Source organism: Planctobacterium marinum (assembly GCF_036322805.1).
Taxonomy (GTDB): Bacteria; Pseudomonadota; Gammaproteobacteria; order Enterobacterales; family Alteromonadaceae; genus Planctobacterium; species Planctobacterium marinum_A.
Map to the genome: position 1 here is coordinate 3017297 of NZ_AP027272.1, position 18247 is coordinate 3035543.

Here is an 18247-nt window from a genome sequence, read left to right on the forward strand (position 1 = left end):
TGGGGCTCAATTATAAAGCCATGATGAATAAACCATGACGACAAAGCCAATTACTGACAGGGTGAAGAACAAAGCCGCGGAAATTCTTTCGAGAATGAGTCTCGCGCAAAAAATTGGCCAGATGACGCAAGCCGACAGAATGACCTGTACGCCAGATGACGTTTACCAGTACAGTTTAGGCTCGGTGCTCAGTAGTGCTGGTTCGTGCCCGGAAGATAACTCCCCTGCAGGTTGGCTGGCCATGTGTGACAGCTATTGGAGTGCATCAATGCAACCTCGAGGAGACTTGCCGCGGATCCCGATAATCTATGGTGTAGATGCGATTCATGGCCATAACAACGCACTCGGCGCGACACTTTTTCCCCATAATATTGGCATGGGATGCACGCGCAATCCTGACCTCATAAAATCTATTCATACCGTCACCCGACATGAGGTGCAGTCCTGCGGTATAGATTGGGTGTTTGGCCCAAACCTCGCGGTGGCCAGCAATCTGCATTGGGGCAGAACCTATGAAAGTTTTTCTGAGGATCATGAATTAGTCAGCTTGTTTGGCAAATATGCGACAGAAGGCTTACAGAATAGCTTTCACATGGACTCTGTTATTGCTTGTGGAAAACATTGGCTTGGTGATGGTGGAACCGCAGGCGGTATCGACCAAGGGGATACCAGGATGTCACAGCAAGAACTGCAGCAAATCCACGCAGCACCCTACGCCGCTGCGATCGAATCAGGCCTCCTCACTATCATGGCTTCTTTCAGTAGCTGGAATGGCTTTAAGTGCCATGCCCATCAATTCCTGCTAACAGAACTACTCAAAAAACAAATGGGCTTTGATGGCTTTGTGGTATCCGACATGCAAGGCATTGAATACGTCAACGATGATTTTTACCTGGCAATTGGTGAATGTGTTAATGCCGGTATCGATATGTTTATGGTGCCTGAAAACTGGATGTTATTTCTGGAGCACTTGCGCAATCACGTGGAAATGGGCACGGTTCCACTCAGCAGAATAAACGAAGCGGTGAAGCGCATTTTGTGTGTCAAACTTGCCGCCGGCATTTTTGACAAACCCAGTCCCAAACATCGCCTCTGGGCAGCCAACAAACATTTTGCCGCCCAAGAGCACAAAGCACTGGCCAGACAGGCGGTACAAGAATCACTGGTTCTGCTGAAGAACGAACACAGTGCCCTGCCACTTCACAAAGAGGCTAACATTCTGGTTTGCGGTAAAAATGCTCATAACCTGGGTCATCAATGTGGTGGTTTTACCCTGAATTGGCAGGGCGTGTCGGGCAACGATGAAATCGTCGGAGATTCAATTTGGGATGGCATAAAACACTATAGTGGCAACGCGGTATTAGATAAAGCTACGACGGGTAATATTCCTGATACTGAGGTGAGTTTAGACACAAGTGAATTCGATATCGCCGTTGTAGTTATCGGCGAAACCCCGTACGCAGAGGGTATGGGCGATATTGGTATTTCAGAGCAAGACATCACCACCATGGGCAATCAGATAAACGGCTTTATCAATGTGCGGGAAAGTAACGGTGCAAACCTTGATATAGCCGAACTCTATCCCGATGACGTTGCTTTAGTTGACTACCTGCACTCCCGCAATATTCCCATAGTCACTGTTTTGGTATCAGGTAGACCCATGGTAGCCCGCGAAGTAATCGCCAAATCTGATGCTTTTATCGCGGCCTGGTTACCAGGCTCTGAGGGCAAAGGTGTAGCCGACGTTTTGTTTGGCGAGTCCGATTTCACCGGCAAGTTATCATTTTCTTGGCCTGAGCTCAGAAACACCAGCAAGCCATTACAAGAAGTGGCTGCCGAGGAAGCGCTTTATAAAACGGTATTCTCGCCAGGCTACGGACTCAACTACCGGGAAACCTTACCCGGCAAAAAAGCGATTTGAGAGACTAGCGCTTTTTGCTCTAATTATTCAGCCAAAAAGGCTTTGATCACATCGCGATAATTACGACTCACTTTAATGCGGTCCATATCACCCAGCTCCAGAAAAAACTCCCCTTTGGTGTGCGGGATAACTTTCTCTATAAAATCCAGGTTGACGATGGTGGAGCGATGCACCCGTTTGAAACGCATAGGATCAAGATCATCCAGTAGGTTTTTCAGTGTGGTGCGCTTGATATGCGTATCTCCCTCTGCATGTAAGCAACAATAATCACCCGCGGCGTCTACCCAGGCAATCGTCTCTTGCTTCAATAATGTGATCTCATCTCTTTCTTTGATCACAATTTTTTTATCTTTATTGCTTACCTGAGGAGTAGCATCTGATGCGGAGTCTTCGGCCGCAGCAACACCCGATTCAAATTCTTTAATCTCATCCAGGGCACTCATGATGTTGGTTTTGATGGTGGGTCGAGGTTGCTCCTCGGTATCACTCTTTAATCTCTTTTGTGCTCTGTTAACCGCCAACTCAATTCTTTCCTGGTCAATCGGTTTCAGCACATAATCAACCGCATGTACTTCAAATGCATCAATCGCATACTGCTCATAAGCGGTGGTGAATATGATCAATGGAATGATATCCGACTGCAATTTTTTAATGACATCAAAGCCATTGAGTCCAGGCATCTGAATATCCATAAACACCAGATCAGGACCGAGCTCCGTTATTTTACTGACGGCTTCTCTGCCATTTTGACACTCAGCGATAATATCTACGTTGCCCAACTTCCCTAGTTTGGAGCGTAAAATACTCAACGCTAAGGGTTCGTCATCTACAATTATACTTCTTATTTTGCTCATTCAACTTTTTAGCCTGTTCATCAGGCAGCCTTTTCAAAAGGAATTACAATGGTAGTTCGAAGTCCACCGGATGGGTCAATACTAACATTGAAGCTGTACAATCCACCATAGAGTGTTTTTAATCGTTCTCCGGTATTGCGAAGTCCGACACCTCTCCCGGTTACACTCTGCATTTTTGTTTTTGCGATCTTGGTACCACTGCCCGTATCATATAATTCTAATTTGAGAGAGTCCTCATAAATCCCCGCCTTGAAACCGATCAATCCTCCCGACTCACTCTTTGCAATTGCGTGTTTCATGGAGTTCTCAATGATGGGTTGCACAAGTAAACTAGGCACCAAAGCATGCAGTGCATCATCTTCAATATCAAACGCCAAAGAAAGCCTGTCGCCAAAACGAGTTTTTTCAATATCCAGATACAAGTTGATGGCCCTCAGTTCGTGCTCCAGGGCAATCTTAGTATCGGGATTATTATCTAAAGAGTAGCGCAAGAACTTACTCAATTTCACTGTCATTTGTTGCGCTTGTTCCGTCATTTCTGCTTCCACTAATGCATTGATAGCATTTAAGGTATTGCACAAAAAATGCGGGTTGAGTTGATAACGCAACATTTTTAGCTGTGCGTCGCGAGCGATGGCCTGAGCATTAATGCGTTGCAATTGGGCATCACGAGCTTCAGCTTCTGCGTCCAGCATAACCTTGTGCTCAGCTTCAAGGAGCTTGTAGTAACGAATACCGTGAAACATACCCGCCCAACACAAAAAGATAAAGACACTGCCAAAATACCAACCGCCGAAATCAGCCCATATATTGATTTCATCGGTTAGCCACAGGAAGGCTTGTATACGACCTGCTGTCCACACCAGTGCAGCAACCAAAACCAGAAAAAAGCCCAGTAACAAGCGAATGAAAATCCTTTTTTGCCATATCGCTTTAAACGCAACATAGAGAACCTGGGTCAACAGAAAACCGAAAACCGCCTGCGCGATTGTGTGCAACGTGTAGTGCCATTCAAATTGCTCATACCAGACAGTAAGCGAAAAAAAACTCACCAAGCTTACTAAAATCCAGAAACCAATCTGCCAAAGCCAAAACAAATAACGGGTGTCTTGCGCCATCCTGTGTTTAACGCGCTCAAGATACTTCACCCCATCTCACTCCCTAAAACTTTATTTATCTAATGCAAGTCAATAATTGTTATTGTACTTAGTGGGATTTGAAACGCATTTCGTTGCAAAATCCCTATTACTCAGCAGCTTTGCAGGCCTCTAACTTATGATGCTAAGGACGTGCAGAGCGAACACATATTACTACTAATTGTTATAAAACAAACTAGTCTTATATTTAACAATTCACAAGCCGAATGAGTATAAATTATCGCAATGATTCCACTACACCTTGCACTGACCCCCGTCCATCTCATTTTAACAGACGACCGAAAATAGGCTGTTATAAAGAGTTTAATTTAGTAACCCAATGCCGTAGTGTCATACAACAAACGACATTACTAGACTTCCAAGCGTAGAACACAACTATGACAAATAAAGCTTACACAGTACAAACCGCGCAAATCGCACTTATCGTTGCATTGGGCGGTTTTTTAATGGGATTTGATGCTTCGGTAATTTCCGGAGTAGTAAAATTTATCGAGGCCGAGTTTGCGCTGACCAAAATACAGTTGGGTTGGGCCGTTGCGTCACTCACGCTCACCGCGACGCTGGGTATGATGGTCTCGGGTCCGTTGAGTGACAAATTTGGCCGCAAGCCCGTTTTAAAAGGCGCGGCACTATTGTTCTTTGTATCTGCGTTAGGCTCAGCTTTTGCACCTGATTACACTACGCTAGTGATAGCGCGTATGGTGGGTGGCCTTGGTGTCGGCGCAGCCCTCATCATTGCTCCGATGTATATTGCCGAAGTCTCCCCTGCCCACCTTCGAGGTCGCCTGGTTTCAATGAATCAACTGAATATCGTAATAGGTATCTCAGTGGCATTTTTCAGTAATTATTTAATTCTCAAATTAGGTAGTTCAGAGTCAAGTTGGGTTGCCACACTGGGTCTGGAAAAATGGCAGTGGCGCTGGATGTTAGGTATCGAAGCACTGCCAGCATTGCTGTATTTCATTTTCCTGTTTAGGGTACCGGAAAGCCCGAGATGGTTAGTAGCACAAGGCCGCCAGAGTGAAGCTAAACAAACACTAAGCCGCATTAACAGTGATGAAGACGCAGAGAGAGAGTTATTGCAAATTGAAGAGCACCTTAAAAAGGACGAAAAGGAAAGCAATGTCTCACTCGTTGAAAAACTTAAAAACTTATTGCATCCACGCTTGCGCTTTGTACTTTTCATTGGTCTGAGCGTTTCTGTCATTCAACAATTAACCGGTATCAATGCCGTTTTCTTTTATGCCCCAATGATTTTTGAGCAATCCGGTATTGGCACCGATGCATCGTTTTTGCAAGCAATCGCGGTGGGATTAACCAACCTTGTTTTCACCTTTGTGGCTATTTATCTCATTGATAAAGTCGGCCGTAAGCTTCTGCTTGTTGTGGGCTTGGCCGGCATTGCTATCTCTATGTTTAGCCTGTCTCACGGTTTTGGTTCCGCGACCTACCAAATTACGCCCGAAACATATCAGACGTTACCCAACGAAATTAAAATACCAGAGATTCAAGCCCTTCAAGGTGAGGTCTTTGACAACGATTTGGCATTCAAATCGAAACTGCGGGAAACCCTGGGCGAAGCTCGTTTCATTCAATACGAATCCGCTCTGTTAACCGCGGCCATTACCATGAATAAAAACCAGATTTTGTTTAGCATTATCGGCTTTGTGGCCTGCTTCGCGTTTTCGCTGGGGCCAATTATGTGGGTATTGTTTTCAGAGTTATTCCCCAATTATATTCGTGGTGTGGCCATTTCCTTCGTAGGACTGGTGAATTCTGGAGTGAGCTTTGGTGTTCAGCTTATCTTCCCTTGGGAGTTGGCAAACCTTGGCAATGCAATGACCTTCTTACTCTATGGTATGGTTGCAGTTATTGGGTTGGGTATCATTATTAAGTGGTTACCAGAAACCAAAGGCTTGTCACTGGAAGAGCTGGAAGATCACCTTGTAAATAACCGCTGATGGGGTTTGAAAAAAAACGGTAAAACTGAAAAAAGGTGACTGTAAGTCACCTTTTTTATTTCAGTTTTTGAGGTTTTCAGTTTTTGAGTTGTGGTTATTTTTGCAATGCCGCCACAACGGGCTTTGGCGTCCTGTCTACACGGTACAGGCCCCAATGTTTCTCAGGCTCAGCGGGGTCTTCTGAGCCCTTCCAGGGTTCATCAAATGCTTCAAACACAAAACAAGTAATGCCCTCTTCTTTACACCAGTCCAATAACTCTGGCACATAGCGCGCCTGAAGTGATTCGCTGGCATTGTGAGGCTCCATCCCACGGCCATTGGACATAGTTGTCCAGCCCGCTTCTGTGATCACAATCGGTACCCCGGGGTTAGTGTCACGTACCGATAACAAATTTTCTTTGGTGTAATTCAGCGCATTATCAATAGACTGGTACTCCCAAACTGGATAAGTGTGTACTGAAATAAAATCCAGATGGGGTGTTAAGGGCTGCAGCTTTTCTTGCCATGGCACGTAATTTTCACAAAAGGTAACTGGTTGTTCCACAGCGCTTTTTACACGCTTTGCATAGGCCACCAGTTGCTCAACCGGAACCAGGTGATCAGTCCAGTCGACGCTTGCTTCGTTACCAATAGACACCGCGATCACCAGGTTCGGGTAAGAATTAGCCAGAGCAATCATATCATTGATGTTTTTATTATTATTGTCGCGATTTTGCTGCAAAACAGCATCCGAGTACTCGGCTCCCCAAGGACAATTTGGATTGCTCACCTCAGCCCCAAGATCGGCTCCCAGCATCACTTTAAAATCCAGCTCTTCGGTGGCGATCACCTCTAAGACGGTATGTGCATGCTGACTACAATCGTATAGTCGCAACAGTGACCAATTACCCTGTAGTATCAACAGATCCTGTTTAATCTGTTCGTAGTCAGGAAAAACACCAGTCCTTGGGTCCTGCCCTTCTCTATAACCTGAATAACATATTGCGTTGCCTGCACCTGCAGGCAAAAATCCTCTTGGAAACATGATATTTATTCCTCACTTGATAGCGTTAGTGTGCACCTGAACGGTTGACGCGCATCACTCTGGAAACTGCACGCCAATAAGACTGTTGGCTGGGCTATCACCAATATTTTGGTTTTCCGTCTTTATCCCAGAGCCCCCAATAGGCACCCACATCCCCTTCATCTGCCACTTTCCATGCTTCATCAAATGATGAAAAATAAAACATATCGATATTTTGCTCTGCCACCCAATTGCAGGCATTAATAAAGTATCTAACTGCGTTTTCAAAACCCGGTTCAGCAGCGCCCTCGGCAGTGCCTAAATTGGGCCATCCAGTTTCACTGATAACGACCGGTTTGCCTTTACCTGCGGCCTTTGCGCGATAGACCATATCTTTCATGTAAACTAATGCATGCTCGGCGGGATAGCCTTCCCAAAACGGGTAGCAGTTGGCAAAAATAACATCGCAGGCATCGGCCACATTTTGGTGGTCTTCGAATTCATAATAGGCATCGACGTAGCCCACCGGGATATCGAGTGCAAACTCCTTGGCCGCATTGATATAGGCAATAAGCTCATCTGGTGGTATTTCACCGCGCAAAAGCACTTCATTGCCAACCCCCAGCATGTCCACCACGCCGGCATCCACCAGCTCTTTGGCACCCTGCATTTCTGCATCGTTGTTTTCTCTATCGCCATCCAGCCAAACCCCAACAAGAGTTTTTAAGCCGAACTCTTTGGCGATTGCGGGTACTTTTTCATTGCCCTCTGTACAGGAAAAGGTTCTTATCCAGTTAACGTAAGGCGCAATAATGGTGAGCCTTTCCCGAATTTGCTGATCGCTGATCTCGCTTCCAGGCTCTTGTCCCTCGACATAAGGGCTAAATGAAATGCCATGAATCTTATTGTTCAATAACTTCGCAACTAAACTACGCAGTTCATCAGCTGAATAGCGCGAAATGTCTAGTCCACCAAGTTGGCGGCTTTTATAAGGAATAGTACGACTCATGTTCAGCTCCTCACCCTTGAAACAAAGATTCGCCAGACAGGCTTAGTTTGATGGACTTGATTCTGCCATCGCGTTTAAACAAGTGTTCGCTGTCAGTTTGAGACAGTTTCAGATTTTCCGCTTGGTGTTGTGAACCATCATCGTAATGAACGGTCAATACAGGTGTCTCCGCATCCGCTATTTCATAGACGACAGGAACCTGACACCAGGTAAAGCCCAAGCTATTTGCTGCAAGCGGCAAGGACTGCCATTGCTCGTTTACATCCAGATACTTGAAGCTAAAGGCTTCTTTACTGAACTCTTGAGGACGGATCAGCACGGGATTAAAGGACGCACATCCCCCTTCTACCTTGACCCCAAGTTCAATAAACCGACTGATGACTTCTTCTTTAACTTGGCCGGTCATACCGGGTTGCTGCGCCCCGGCGTGTTTAGGCGTATGAGAGTATGGGTCGGTTGGTATAGCGCCGTATTGACCTGGGGTTTTATTGAAGCCAATACCGCTTCGTACTCGATAATAGAGCTTCCCTAGCCTTTGCAGGTGTTGCTGTTCAGCACCGGAGTATACCGCACGCTCAAAGTTTTCAGCCACCGCCAGCAATAATTTAGACACCATGTGCCAATAGACACAACCCAACCCTTCAAACCCGAACATTCCGCCTGAACGTCCAGTAAAGGATTTGTGATTGAATACCTTCTCATACAGCGACTTACAGGCCGCCAATTGTGCGTCATCCACGGTGTCGATAGCTTTCAGGCGTGCAACTAACTCGCCGGCATTAGTGATTGCTGAATTGAAACGTACAACATTGGATTTGTCTTTCACTACGATGCGCGTGTCGTTATTCGCTATCATTAACGCAAGTAGAGGAATACTGTTGGCGTCGCTTTCAGAAATTGTATTTTTCTGCAAAAACGGGGTTTGTGCTCTATCTGGATACAACATAAAGGTATCGATGTCATGCCTGTAAACGTCGCTATCAAACAGCTTCTCCAGGACATCACATGCGACGTCAAAATCGATATTACCTGTACTCAACGCGGATACTTGTCCTTCAAGCATTGGGTATAAGTAGGCCACCGAGCAGCTTTCACCATTAAATTCAATTAAGTTGTAAGCGTGATACAAACCGTCATCTGCACGGTTAGTGGCAATACAGTGATCGACTGCTGTTAACGCGTTGCGCAGTAGCAATATCACATCGTCCATCTGTTTCTCAGTCTTACCGGAAAAACCGCCATTTTGATACACGGTTGCACGGTAGTCGCACGCCGCCTTACCCAGTGCACTTAATACTTCAAAGCGATATTCATCGCTGACCTGCTCGCCATTCAAGGCTGGCGCAACATCAGCAAGTGTCTGATTAGTGGCATCTAGCCAGGTCGCAACCTCTGCTGACAGACTAAAGGCCTGCGACTTGCTCTCCAATAAATCGGTTAAGAATGCGATATAGCGGCGCATGTAATACAAGGTCACCATAGATAAGCCTTGGCCTACAAGCGCGTTATTGGCGTCATTCCATTCTGGTCTTTGGGTATTCAACCAGATACCGCCATCCAATACCAGATTACTCAGCTTAGTGAGTAATGGCACCAGCAGTTTTTCCACTAGATTAACCTGGTAAACTTCATTGCCAGCGCAAACCATCTTGCCATCTGATCCCATGTCTGCGACGCGATGCTCAATCTGTTGTGCCAATGCTTCGTCGTAATACACCGTATCCTTGGCGTTACTGACCAGTTCCTCAAAGGTTTTTATTTTGTATGGCACATTGGCGTAACAAAAGATGTCTTGATAGAGCAACTCTCCCAGTTTATCAGGGCCAAACTTTTGCGACACTTCCAACAATTTTTGCAGGTATATGATTTGATGATCACCCCAATAACCAATGTAGCTCCAGGGATCATCTGGCTCTTCAACTTCCCAATCAATGCCCTCTTTGGTGATCCGGTAAGGGTTGTAACCGTCCATCGTTGAGGCGTTCACAAATTTAGCTATCATTGCCTCGGCAAATTCAGGATAGCTGTATGCCAGGGCCTCCCAGTTTTGGAAAATATCACGCCAGTTGCCTTGGTAAGACAACAAGCTATTGCCGTCTTCGTCCTTCAGATTAATGGCGAACTGGTTCCAGGGACGGCTAGGATCACCGTGACGACGCCCAAAGGTGATAGGCAAGTATTCCTGCACTAATCTTTGTAACTGTTTGTCTTGTTGATGGGCCACCAGACGAACAAGTTCCACAAACTCAAGCGTCTCGGGAAGCTCATTTAAGAATTGCGCGTTTTTGGCGAACACAGCACTGTTAAACATGCTTATGGTTTTGAGCAGGTCGTGCTTTGTGACTGTGTATTGCTGATCGAAAATACCGCCGCGAAGTACGTTATAGAGCACATTTGCGTAATGGTGTTCAGCAACATTTTCTTCACCAGTGGCTTGAAAACCGTCTGCAGAAGCCATAATACGCGCCAGTCTGTCTGAGCCATCATCAATTGAATCAGCGATTCGTTGCTGCAATGCGGCTGAGCCCTCTTTTATCTCATGCAGTAACTTAACGGCGTCGCTTTGAGTCAGATCGATATCAGTTATGGTTTGCCACGTTGTGCTGGCTTCACCAGCAAGTTCAATGTCCTGATGCACCAGGTAAGCGCCGCGTATGCCACGACGATAATCCTCTTGCTCTACGTTGCCACCGCGACGGAAATGACCAACTTGCTCGCTACTTAACAATATTTTTGGATTCTCAGCCCCTAAAACAAAAGTGGTATTAACATTAAGCGATTCACAAGGCTCTGCTCTGTCTGTAATACCGGAGTACAGTGTGAACATGGCAAGCCCGGTGCTTGAATCTAGTTCAGTCCATTTGTATGCATCAACAAGATTACTGGAGTTGGTTTGGGTAAAGCGCGGCGTTCCGGAAGGCAGCAGGTTTTGCAAACCGTCTAGCACCTGCAAAGATTTACTCTCAGAATTTTGATTTATTAATTCACAAGTCCTGGAAAAACCATAGGTTTCTGAGGTCTCCCATGTATATTTGAAAACAAGTCCCAGTGTCTTATTTATCTCTTCAAAACAAATCTTGTTACCCAAGGTACTGCGGTACAAATTGCGTTGAATGTCATACAGGGTATAACACTCTATATTGAAGGGCTCCCAGTAAACCAAACCATTATCAGTCTCAAGTCTGATGATAGTTTTAGGGCCTGTGTGATTCCCACTTTCATGAATACGATCCACTGTAATGTAGGGAAATAGTGCGGTTTCTGGGGAAACACGCCCCGCCGTCAGCCCGCCTGTAGAAGATGCAAATAACCAATGGTCATCTGGGGAAATAATACTGATAAAAAACGGCGCCATGCTATCTACATTGCGCACCGCATAATAACGCTCATTATTCAACGTTACGAATTCACCGCTAACATTGGAGTTTAAATTTTTTTCACTAACTACGTTGTTCATTGAGTTTTTCATGGCAATTACTTTCTAATTAAAAATTTCAAGTCAGAACAGTTGCAACCTTTTGTTTTTAACTGCTCCAGGCCTGCCAGCTTTGAATTGCACACGGAGTCATTCTTCTGTACAGGAAATTGCGCCTATCACCCAGGTTCATTATCAGCAGGAGCTGACTTACCGACGACCAGCAAAGATTATTTTTGTTTTTAACCACAAAACATTAAAGAACTGATCATCGAAGGCAAATCAAAAGAGGTAAGATGGACTTTCACTGCGATAAGTCCGACTCAAAGCTGAAATCAAATGCAGGCACCGTGAAATAAGCTATTCACCCTACATTGCCACCAAAATGTAAACGCTTACTTTTTAAAATCTATGAAGTGTCCTATTTAACTTCTACAGAAACCAACTCAACGCATTTAACCCCATCGAATTTAACGTTTGTGTTACATATTTTGAGAGGCATTTACATTTGCTTGGTGGTGGTGTTGCTCATTTCTGATGGAATCAGCCTCTTTTGACCAAGGACACAAACGACACAACCAAGCCTAGAGGACACACAACTTGGAAATCTTCTCGGAGAAAACTATGGTAATTAAAAGCACACTCGGAATGAAGAGGATACTTGCGCTATCCCTTCTGTCCGTTGGTTTGTTTGGCTGCGGTGGTGGTAGCGAGACCAACACCGTTATCGACCCGACAATCGCAACGCCCCCCGTTACGGCTGTAGAACAACCTGATAGCGACTGGACACTTGTCTGGAGTGACGAATTTGATGGCTCCGCCATTGACACCAACAAATGGACATTAGACGTTAACTGTGACGGCGGCGGTAACTTTGAACAGCAATGTTACACTGACGATCCCAGCAACGCTTTCGTCTCAAACGGGGTACTCAACATTGTCGCGATGCCAGCCCCCGAAGAAGCTGGCTTACCTCTCCCCTATACTTCGGCGAAGTTAACCACCAAGAACAAAGGCGACTTTACTTATGGTCGTTTTGAAATGCGCGCCAAAATGCCACAAGGTTTAGGCACCTGGCCAGCGTTCTGGATGTTACCTACTGACAACGTCTATGGTGAATGGCCAAAATCCGGTGAAATCGACATCATGGAAGCAACCAATCTGAACACCACCGCGGTGTGGGGGTCAAATGTTGACTTTGTCTTCGGTACGCTGCACTACGGTGATGATTGGCCCGGCAACATTTCTTCAGGAAACAATGTTGTTCCTGCGGCTAACCCGGCTGAAAACTTCAATGTTTACGCCATTGAATGGCAAGAAGGCGAAATACGCTGGTATATCAACGATTATTTATATGCCACCCAACGCCAATCTGATCCGCTTTTAACTCCTGATGGTGTGCCATTCGGACTCAGACACAGAGGCTGGGCATTCACTCAGTTTGACCCTCTGACTGGCGAAAAAGGCTGGGTATACGACGAAAGACCCTTCGATCAGGATTTCTATCTAATTTTAAACCTTGCGGTAGGTGGTAACCTTCCTGCGGGCTTTTCTGGTTTGGCGCCTGACACCGCAATTGACCCGGAAGTATTCGCAGAAGGAGAAGCATTCGAAATCGATTACGTAAGAGTATATGAGTGCTCCGCTGATCCAGACACTGGCAGAGGCTGTGAGTCAGTAAGACAAGGTTACGACCAACCAGAAACTCTGGACATTGATTTGGCTGAAGGTCAAACCGGTGAAAACGCGGGTGCCTTGGTAGAAGGTACTGCTCCGATCCCTACACTGCCAGCTCCTGAAACCAATGAAACACTGGTTATTTTCGGTGATGGCGAAGCAAATTCAGATTGGAACTTCTGGGATTGTTGCGGTGGCACAGAGCCACAGCTCGTGGAAGATGATGAGCGCGGCAACGTCGTAGAATTTGAAATCCTTGACAACAACGGCACCGTTTTGGGCTTTAATGCTCGTGATAATGGTGCATCTTTCAACGCCGTAGGCATGGTAGAAAACGGTACACTGAGCTTTGATATGAAAGTTGTCAGCGCCCCTGCGGCCGGTACTCCTTGGCTGTTGAAAGTTGAAGCCAATGGCACCGGTTCTACTGGGTTTGCTGAAATTAACCTTAATACCAGCTCTGAAGGTGTCGACCCTGTGGCAGGCGAATGGCAAACCTTTACCTTCCCTCTTTCATACCTACAAGAGCAAGGCCTTGACGTTACAGGCATCGACATCATCATGATCTTCCCTGCCTGGGGCTCTGGTGAAGGTGCGGTATACCGTATCGACAACTTAGAAATCGGTGAACCTGGCGCAGGTAGCTCTCCAAGCCTGACTATCTTTGAAGGCGGTACAAACCCCGAATGGCCACTGTGGGATTGCTGTGGTGGTACAGTACCGATGGAAGTAGAAGACGAAGAGCAAGGCACTGTTGCAGAGTTTGAGATTCTGAATAACGACGGTACCGTGATGGGATTCTTCGGTCGTGATACGGCAACACCATTTAATGCTGTCGCACTAGTGAATGAAGGTGTACTGCAGTTTGATATGAAAGTGGTGAGCGCACCGGCTGCAGGTACTCCTTGGTTAATGAAGGTTGAAGCGAACGGTGATGGCAGTGTTGGCTTTGCAGAAGTAAACCTGAATACCAGCACTGAAGGCGCTGATCCGGCAACTGGCGTATGGCAAACCTATACCTTCCCGATTAGCGACCTACAGGCAGCGGGCCTTGACGTTACAGGTATCGATATCGTCATGATATTCCCTGCCTGGGGTTCTGGTGAAGGTGCGGTGTACCGCGTCAATAACCTTAAGATTTACAACCCGAATGACAATGGCAACTTAACTGGCCCACTACTCAATGTCTTCTCAGACGGCGTTAATGATGCATGGCCGCTATGGGATTGCTGTGGCGGTACAGTACCCACTGTTGAAATGGACGATGCCGAACACGGTGAAGTAGCCGAATTCCGTATCAATGACAACAACGGTACCGTGATGGGTTTCTTTGGCCGCGACACTGCGACTCCATTTGATGCTTCATCCATAGTTGCAAACGGTGTTCTACAATTCGAGATGAAAGTAGAAAACGCACCGGCTACCGACACCTGGCTGTTAAAAGTTGAGGCGAACGGTGATGGCAGTGTGGGCTTTGCTGAAGTACCACTAAACAGCAGCCTTGAAGCCATGGACCCACAAACCGGCGAATGGCAGACCTACACCTTCCCGCTTCAGGATCTTCTGAATGCAGGTCTGGACGTCACCGGCTTGGACATCATCATGATCTTCCCGGCTTGGGGCTCAGGTGAAGGCGCAGTCTATCGAGTTGACAATGTATTCGTAGGTAACCCTGGCGACATCGACACTGTCCTGAATGGCAGCGGTGGCAGCGGTGGTGGCGCATCAGACGCTGCCTACACCATCTTTGCTGATGAAGCGAATGCCGGTTGGCCACTGTGGGACTGCTGCGGCGGCACAGTTCCCACAGTAGAAATGGATGATGCTGAACACGGCGCAGTTGCGGAGTTTGTGATCGAAAACAACAACGGCACAGTGCTGGGCTTTTTCAGCAGAGACGACGGCCAGCCGTTTGACGCATCAGCGATTTTTGCGACTGGTAAGTTTCAGTTCGAAATGAAAGTAGTATCACCACCCAGTCAATCTACCAATTGGTTACTAAAGATTGAGTCAAATGGCGATGGTTCAACCGGATTCGCTGAAGTGGATTTAACCACCAGCAATGAAGGTGCAGCTCCTGTGGTTGGCGAATGGCAAACCTATACGTTTGATTTGGTTGACCTGGCGGCTGCCGGGCTGGATATCACAGCGATTGACGTCGTGATGGTATTCCCGGCTTGGGCAACCGGAGAAGGTGCGGTTTATCGTATCGATAATGTTGTATTTCTAGAAAATTAACAGGAACACAAATTAACGCGTCTCGCAGCCTGAAATAAGCACTCATTTATGGCTTTCAGGCTGCCAAGTAAGCATACGAATTAAAAGTAGGACAACTATGAAACAGACCAAATTCTTTAAAACCAGGTTGTCGGTAGCCATCTCAATGCTATTGGGTGCAACAACCGTAGCGCCAGTTATGGCGCAGGAAGCAGATACAGATGCTGCCAATGATAATGTGGAAATAATCGAGGTATCGGGTATTCGCGGCAGTTTGGCCCGTTCACAAGATATCAAACGCGATTCAGCAGGTGTTGTTGATGCGATATCTGCAGAAGAAATGGGTAAATTTCCCGATACCAACCTGGCTGAATCACTGCAACGTATTACCGGCGTGAGCGTCAGTCGCTCCAATGGTGAAGGTAGTGAAATTACCGTGCGTGGTTTTGGCCCCGGGTTTAACCTGGTCACCTTAAACGGTCGTCAAATGCCGGGCACGGGTTATACCCGCTCCTATGATTTGGCCAACCTGTCATCTGAAGGCGTCTCGACTCTGGAAGTGCACAAGACCGCTAAATCCTATCTACCAAGTGGTGGATTGGGTGCCACGGTTAACATTATGACCACTAAACCCTTGAACAGTCCGGGTTTTAAATATTCCGCGTCCGCTAAAGGAATTTACGACGAGTCAAATGTTAAAGGCGATGATGTGACCCCTGAATTCGCTGCGGTCATTAGCAACACATTCCTGGATGATAACTTTGGCGTTGCCTTGTCATTTTCTCATCAGGAACGTGACTTTCAGCAACAATCTGCCAACATTCAGGGCTGGAAGGCGCAAAGCCTGTTCTCTGATAACAGCTTTGCCTCCAGAAGCGAAGAGCATGCGGCAAGAGAGGACTACGTAGGTAGCATTTTCCTGCCGCAAGATGTTAACTACGGCATCAATGATGTACAAAGAGAACGTACTAATGGGCAGTTAACACTTCAATACGCCATTACTGACGACTTTATTGCCACAGTAGATTACACCGCGACCCGCGTTACAGTTGGTAGCGAGTACGTTGGCTGGGGCTTCTGGTATGGCGGTTTTGGTGGTGTTTCTTCGTTTGATTACAACGAAAACGGCACGGTTACCTATATGGATGTCAGAGCCGACGATGGTTCATTTACGGCCAACCGCGCAACCACAGACGTGGAAGCCGACTCAATCGGGATAAACCTGGACTGGAATGTCAACGAAGACTTCAATGTCAGCTTTGATTATCACGACTCCTCCAACGGCGCCGACAACGGAGCAGATCCTGGTTTGGGAAGTACAGGTCAGTTAATCTTTGGTTCCAATCTGGTTGACAGAACCACGTTTGATATTCGTGAAGGTGACATTCCTCAAATATTCGGTTACTGGCAAAACGGTGGCAATGAAATGCTGCCCAGTGAGATTGATCATAACTTTGACCAATTCATACACAGTCCGGGCGAAGCCACAGTTGAACAGTTCCAGTTAGATGTTGAGTGGGTCAATCCCTACGATTTCCCTCTGGTTAGTTTAAAAGTGGGCGCAGCCTACACTGAGAACTTCCTTGAAGGATCAAATACCTGGAGTGGTCTGATGGGTGGTCCTGGCTTCAGTCCAAGCTACACTGCCCTTTTCCCGGACAACATGTTTGTGCGCAACAGCACAGCAGGTTTCCTGGATGAGTTCAGTGGTGGTGGTAATGATTTGGCCACAAACTACTACTACACCTTTGACTACGATGAGGCCATTTCACGTGCTGCGGCTAATATTCCGGGCTATGATCCGGATTTTGTCAGCACCCGGGGAGACGCATCCATCCTTGAAGAGACCACATCGTTCTACATCGCGTCACAATGGGATTTTGAAGTCAGTGAGTATCTGGTACAACTGAACGCTGGCGTTAGATATGAGGAAACCGACGTCACCAGTCGCGCACTACAGTTAATCCCGCTACAAGTTAACTGGGTAGCAGCAACTGAGTGGATTACTATCTTCTCTGATGATCAGCAATACTATGTAGACCAAGGTGAAAATGATGTATTTTTGCCATCCTTGGATTTGAAAGTAGACATCACAGACGACCTGGTAGGACGTATTTCATGGGGTAAAACCATGGCTCGTCCAAATTTGGGTGATCTAGTGAGCATCCTCTCAGTTTCAGGTAGCCCAAAACCAGGTGCCAGAACAGGTGGCCAAGGTAATACCAGTTTATTGCCATTTGAATCCACTAACCTGGATATCTCCTTAGAGTACTATTACGGCGAAGCCAGCTATGCTTCTATCGGTTACTTTAAAAAGGATGTTGAAAACTTCGTAGCTACATTACAAAGTGAAGAAACCTTTGAAGGTTTAAATGACATCCAAAACAGTGCTCGCTGGAACGACGCCGTGAGTGCGCTGGAAGGTATGGGCATGCAAGCCAATGAGACCAATATCTACAACTATCTGGTAGAGAACGGTTTTGCCAACGCCGATGGTGCCATTGAGCCTCTACCAGGCGATCCACAAATCGTGTGGACTATCAGCAAACCTCAAAACCTGGATGAGAAATCTGTAGATGGTTTCGAAATAGCAGTGCAGCACATGTTTGGTGAAACTGGCTTTGGTGCAGCGGTTAACGCCACCTTTGTTGACGGTGACGTAGAATTTGATCCTACGAGTTTTGCAATCCAATCGCCCTTAAATGGCTTGAGTGATTCTGCAAACGTACAGGCTTTCTATGAAGATGACGAACTGTCAGTGAAATTCACGTACGCATGGCGTGATTCCTACTACGCAGGTGGTGGTCAAGGACAGGGTTCTGCAGGCGAGCCAACCCAAACCAAAGAATTCGGTCAGTTAGACTTGAGCATCAACTATGATATCGATGAGAACCTGACAGTATTCTTTGAGGGCATTAACCTGACTAACGAAGTTGAAGAGAATTATGGTCGCTTTGAAGAGCAATTTCTCTCAGCTCGTCAATACGGTACCCGTTACGTCTTGGGTGCGCGTTACTCGTTCTCTGACTAGTA

8 protein-coding genes and 1 pseudogene are annotated in these 18247 nt (G+C 46.6%); 4 read left to right on the forward strand and 5 right to left on the reverse strand.

The genetic code is table 11. The annotated features are described in order from the left end of the window. Positions 1-34 precede the first annotated feature (34 nt). Positions 35-1921: a glycoside hydrolase family 3 protein gene (locus tag AABA75_RS13475; protein ID WP_338293130.1), complete on the forward strand. Its 1887-nt coding sequence runs from the start codon at positions 35-37 to the stop codon at positions 1919-1921. 23 nt (positions 1922-1944) lie between these two features. Here the strand turns inward: AABA75_RS13475 and AABA75_RS13480 are convergent, their stop codons facing one another. Both AABA75_RS13480 and AABA75_RS13485 read right to left on the reverse strand, forming a co-directional pair. Then, the gene (locus tag AABA75_RS13480; RefSeq protein ID WP_338293131.1) at positions 1945-2775 is read right to left on the reverse strand and encodes a LytR/AlgR family response regulator transcription factor; all 831 of its coding nucleotides are present in this window, start codon (positions 2773-2775) and stop codon (positions 1945-1947) included. 20 nt (positions 2776-2795) lie between these two features. Next, a complete protein-coding gene (locus tag AABA75_RS13485) occupies positions 2796-3923 on the reverse strand; it encodes a sensor histidine kinase (RefSeq protein ID WP_338293132.1) in 1128 nt (375 codons plus the stop codon). Between the two features lie 386 nt (positions 3924-4309). Here AABA75_RS13485 and AABA75_RS13490 point away from each other — a divergent pair, with 386 nt between their 5' ends. Next, positions 4310-5893 carry a sugar porter family MFS transporter gene (locus tag AABA75_RS13490; RefSeq protein WP_338293133.1) on the forward strand — a complete coding sequence of 528 codons (1584 nt, stop codon included), beginning with the start codon at positions 4310-4312 and terminating at the stop codon, positions 5891-5893. A gap of 94 nt (positions 5894-5987) precedes the next feature. On the opposite strand, the gene AABA75_RS13495 is transcribed toward AABA75_RS13490, so the two are convergent. The 3 genes from AABA75_RS13495 to AABA75_RS13505 all read right to left on the reverse strand — a co-directional run bounded on the left by AABA75_RS13495 (position 5988) and on the right by AABA75_RS13505 (position 11374). Further along, positions 5988-6917 carry a glycosyl hydrolase family 17 protein gene (locus AABA75_RS13495; protein WP_338293134.1) on the reverse strand — a complete coding sequence of 310 codons (930 nt, stop codon included), beginning with the start codon at positions 6915-6917 and terminating at the stop codon, positions 5988-5990. Between the two features lie 97 nt (positions 6918-7014). Continuing rightward, complete coding sequence (locus AABA75_RS13500) at positions 7015-7905, reverse strand: glycosyl hydrolase family 17 protein (RefSeq protein ID WP_338293135.1); 891 nt, start codon at positions 7903-7905, stop codon at positions 7015-7017. Positions 7906-7915: 10 nt separating this feature from the next. Continuing rightward, positions 7916-11374 (reverse strand): hypothetical protein, encoded by a 3459-nt coding sequence (locus AABA75_RS13505; RefSeq protein WP_338293136.1) that lies wholly within the window; start codon positions 11372-11374, stop codon positions 7916-7918. A 570-nt stretch (positions 11375-11944) separates the two neighbouring features. Between AABA75_RS13505 and AABA75_RS13510 the strand changes: the two are divergent. Further along, positions 11945-14671 (forward strand): annotated as a pseudogene (locus tag AABA75_RS13510) (family 16 glycosylhydrolase); the annotation flags it as partial. 661 nt (positions 14672-15332) lie between these two features. After that, on the forward strand, positions 15333-18245 hold the full coding sequence (locus AABA75_RS13515; RefSeq protein WP_338293137.1) for a TonB-dependent receptor: 2913 nt from the start codon (positions 15333-15335) through the stop codon (positions 18243-18245). The last annotated feature ends 2 nt before the right edge of the window (positions 18246-18247 follow it).